The organism is Vibrio makurazakiensis, from assembly GCF_050337375.1.
GTDB lineage: Bacteria > Pseudomonadota > Gammaproteobacteria > Enterobacterales > Vibrionaceae > Vibrio > Vibrio makurazakiensis.
The window spans coordinates 1-3,949 of record NZ_JAKJSW010000298.1 but is presented as its reverse complement, the minus strand read 5'-3'; the positions used below and the strand labels follow the sequence as shown (position 1 = coordinate 3,949).

The window sequence follows — 3,949 nt, the reverse complement described above, 5'->3', positions numbered from 1 at the left end:
CGGCGGCATGTAATGCCCTCTAGTAACAACTTTTTTTAAAATCAATATTTAAGAGAGCTAAACATGAAATCATTTTTAGTTAAATTATGGCGCACAATGACTCGCCCAGCGGTACACATTAGTCTTGGTGTACTAACAATGGGTGGCTTTATCGCCGGTGTTATTTTCTGGGGCGGTTTTAACACTGCGTTAGAACATACAAATACAGAAGAATTCTGTGTAAGTTGTCACACCATGCGTGACAACGTATACGTAGAGCTACAAGAAACGGTTCACTGGAAAAATACTTCTGGTGTACGTGCAACTTGTCCTGATTGTCACGTTCCACATGAATGGACAGCAAAAATTGCTCGTAAGATGCAGGCTTCTAAAGAAGTATTTGCACAAGTCTTCGGTGACTATGACAAACCAGGTCACTTTGAAGAGCGTCGTATTGAACTGGCTAAACACGAGTGGGATCGTTTCTCTTCGAACAAATCACTAGAGTGTAAGAACTGTCACAACTACGATTCAATGGACTTTGAAAACATGCGTCCTACTGCACGTATTCAAATGAAGAATGCAGCAGAGCGCGATCAAAGCTGTGTTGACTGTCATAAAGGTATTGCTCACAACCTTCCAAAGGATATGGCATCAGCAAGCGGCATTGTTGGCGAATTAGAAAATGTTGCAAGTAGTACATCTTATGCTTCAGGCAACGATGTGATTTCAATCCGTCACCTACCTATGTATACGGATGAAACGGCTGAAGTTGAAGCTGGTCTACTAAGCCCAGCAAGTAAAGTGGCTGTGATCGATGAAAAAGGCGATATGATCAAGATCCAAATTGATGGGTGGCGTAAAGCGAAAGGCTTCGGACGTGTAATCCAAGAAGATTTCGGTATGAATATCTCTACAGCTATTTTGACGAAAGACGTATCTCAAAGTGATGTAATCACTGTTGGTGAGAAGAAAGAAGATGAGCTTACAGGCCTTCCATGGGAAAAAGTTGACCTAGCACTTTGGATGAAGAAAGAGTCTATGGTTGATAACTTCGATCCAATCTGGAACGCAGCTGGTCAAGCGTACCAATCAAACTGTTCTACTTGTCACTCACAACCAGATGAAGGCCACTTCAGTGCTAACGGTTGGGTAGGCATGCTAGATGGTATGATCGCATTCGTTAACTTCGATACAGATACAGAAGCACTTGTTCTTAAGTATCTACAGAAGCATTCATCAGATTTTTCTGAAGGCCACTAATAAGACGTCAATTGGAGTAACACAATGGCAATTACAAGAAGAAGTTTTCTGAAAGGTGTCGCTACAACAAGTGCGGCATCGGTTATCGGTCCTAGCTTATTGGCGTCGGCATCAGCTTCAGCAGCAGAAACTGATGGTACGTGGAAAGTCTCTGGTTCTCACTGGGGTGCATTCCGAGCTCGCGTTTACGCGGGTAAAGTACAAGAAATTAAGCCTCTAGAAATCGATCAGCACCCAACTGAGATGTTGAACGGTATTAAAGGTATTATCTACAGCCCATCACGTGTGCGTTACCCTATGGTTCGCCTAGATTGGCTGAAGAAGCATAAATACAGCGCTGATACGCGTGGTAACAACCGCTTCATCCGTGTGACATGGGATGAGGCTCTAGACCTTGTTTACCGCGAACTAGAGCGTGTACAGAAAGATTACGGTCCATGGGCGCTTCACACCGGTCAAACTGGTTGGAGACAAACAGGTCAGTTCCACAGCTGTACTAACCACATGCAACGTGCAATGGCACTTCACGGTTACTCTGTGAAGAAAATCGGTGACTATTCGACAGGTGCTGGTCAAACGATCATGCCTTACGTTTTAGGTTCTACTGAAGTTTATGCACAAGGTACATCTTGGGAACTTATCCTAGAAAACAGTGACAACATTGTTCTATGGGGTAACGATCCAGTTAAGAACCTGCAAGTAGGTTGGACATGTGAGACTCATGAGTCGTTCGCATACCTAGAGCAGCTGAAAGAAAAAGTTGCTAAGAAAGAGATCAACGTCGTTTCTGTTGACCCTGTTAAAAACAAAACAGGCCGTTACCTAGAAAACGAGCAAATGTACATCAACCCACAAACTGATGTGGCGTTCATGCTTGGTGTTGCTCACGTTCTTTACAACGAAGGCCTATACGACAAGAAGTTCATTGAAACTTACTGTCTAGGCTTTGAAGACTTCATCAAGTACGTTCAAGGTGAAACGAAAGATAAAGTTGAGAAGACACCTGAGTGGGCATCAGCTATCTGTGGCGCAAGCGCGGACTCTATCCGTGACTTCGCTAAGATGCTAGTTAACGGTCGTACTCAAATTCTTGTTGGTTGGAGTATCCAGCGTCAAGAACACGGTGAGCAGCCTTACTGGATGTGTGCAGTTATCGCAGCAATGGTTGGCCAAAYTGGTCTTCCGGGCGGTGGTATTTCTTACGGTCACCACTATTCAGGTATCGGTGTATCTTCAACTGGTTTCGCTGCTCCGGGTTCTTTCCCGCTGAACATCGACCAAGGCCAATCACCTAAGTACACAAATACAGATTACAATGGCTACAGCCGAGTAATCCCAGTTGCGCGTTGGGTTGATAGCTTGCTTGAACCAGGTAAGAAGATCAAAGCAAACGGTTCTACTGTAACGCTACCAGACATTAAAATGATGGTATTCAGCGGTAACAACCCGTGGCATCACCACCAAGATCGCAACAAGATGCGTAAAGCATTCAAGAGCCTACAAACTGTAGTTGCTGTTGATTTCGCTTGGACTGCAACTTGTCGTCATTCTGATATCGTACTTCCAGCTTGTACTCAGTGGGAACGTAACGATATCGATGGTTACGGTGCGTACTCAGGTCGCGGTTTGATCGCAATGCACAAGCTAGTGGATCCTCTGTTCCAATCTAAGACTGACTTCGAAATCATGTCTAACCTAACTAAGCGTTGGGGTCGTTACGACGATTACACGCGTGGTATGGACGAAATGCAGTGGGTTAAATCTCTGTATGACGATTGCCGCGCTTCGAATGAAGGTACGATTGAAATGCCTGAGTTTGCTGAGTTCTGGGAAAAAGGTTTCCTAGACTTTGGTAAAGGTAAGCCGTGGACTCGCCACGCTTCATTCCGTGAAGATCCAGAGATCAACGCTCTAGGTACACCTTCTGGTTTCATAGAAATCACAAGTCGTACTGTTGGTAATATGGGTTACGAGCACTGTCAAGAACACCCAATGTGGTTCGAGAAATCTGAACGTTCACACGGTGGTCCTGGCTCTGATAAACACCCGTACTGGCTGCAATCTTGTCACCCAGACAAGCGCTTGCACTCACAAATGTGTGACTCTGAAGAGTTCCGCGCGACATACGCTGTTCAAGGCCGTGAGCCAATTTACATCAACCCGACTGATGCTAAGAAGAAAGGTATTAAAGACGGCGATGTAGTTCGTGTGTTCAACGACCGTGGTCAGCTGCTAGCTGGTGCTGTTCTGATGGATAGCTACGCTCCTGGTGTTGTTCGTATCGAAGAAGGTGCTTGGTACGGCCCGGTGAACGAGAAAGTGGGCGCGCTAGATACTTATGGCGATCCAAATACTCTAACTCAAGATATCGGTACTTCAGAGCTTGCTCAAGCGACGTCAGCAAACACTTGCTTGGTCGATTTCGAGAAGTTCCAAGGTAAGTTGCCTCCAGTAACATCATTCGGTGGCCCGATTGAAGTTGCATAAGCAATTTTAAATAGATTAATACCCACTCACTCGAGTGGGTATTTTTTTGCCTGGTGTTTACCATTTCATACTATCGCGATAGAGAAAGGCTTACGGCTTCAGTCATAAGCCCCAATCATTAGATAAATCGTACTTGCTTCTTATCCCCCCCCCGTTAGCGAGTGTCATTTTGTTCCGCAACCGGAATTATCCATAAACGGGAAGCCCAGAAAGAAACGCG

Annotated in this window: 2 protein-coding genes; both read left to right on the top strand. The window is 45.2% G+C overall.

Going from position 1 to position 3,949, the window contains the following annotated elements:
• Positions 1–63: 63 nt before the first annotated feature.
• Positions 64–1,242 carry a pentaheme c-type cytochrome TorC gene (gene torC / locus L4C33_RS20310; protein ID WP_428814210.1) on the top strand — a complete coding sequence of 393 codons (1,179 nt, stop codon included), beginning with the start codon at positions 64–66 and terminating at the stop codon, positions 1,240–1,242.
• A 24-nt stretch (positions 1,243–1,266) separates the two neighbouring features.
• Entirely contained in the window at positions 1,267–3,729 is a 2,463-nt protein-coding gene (gene torA, locus L4C33_RS20305; protein ID WP_428814209.1) for a trimethylamine-N-oxide reductase TorA, read from the top strand.
• Positions 3,730–3,949 lie beyond the last annotated feature (220 nt).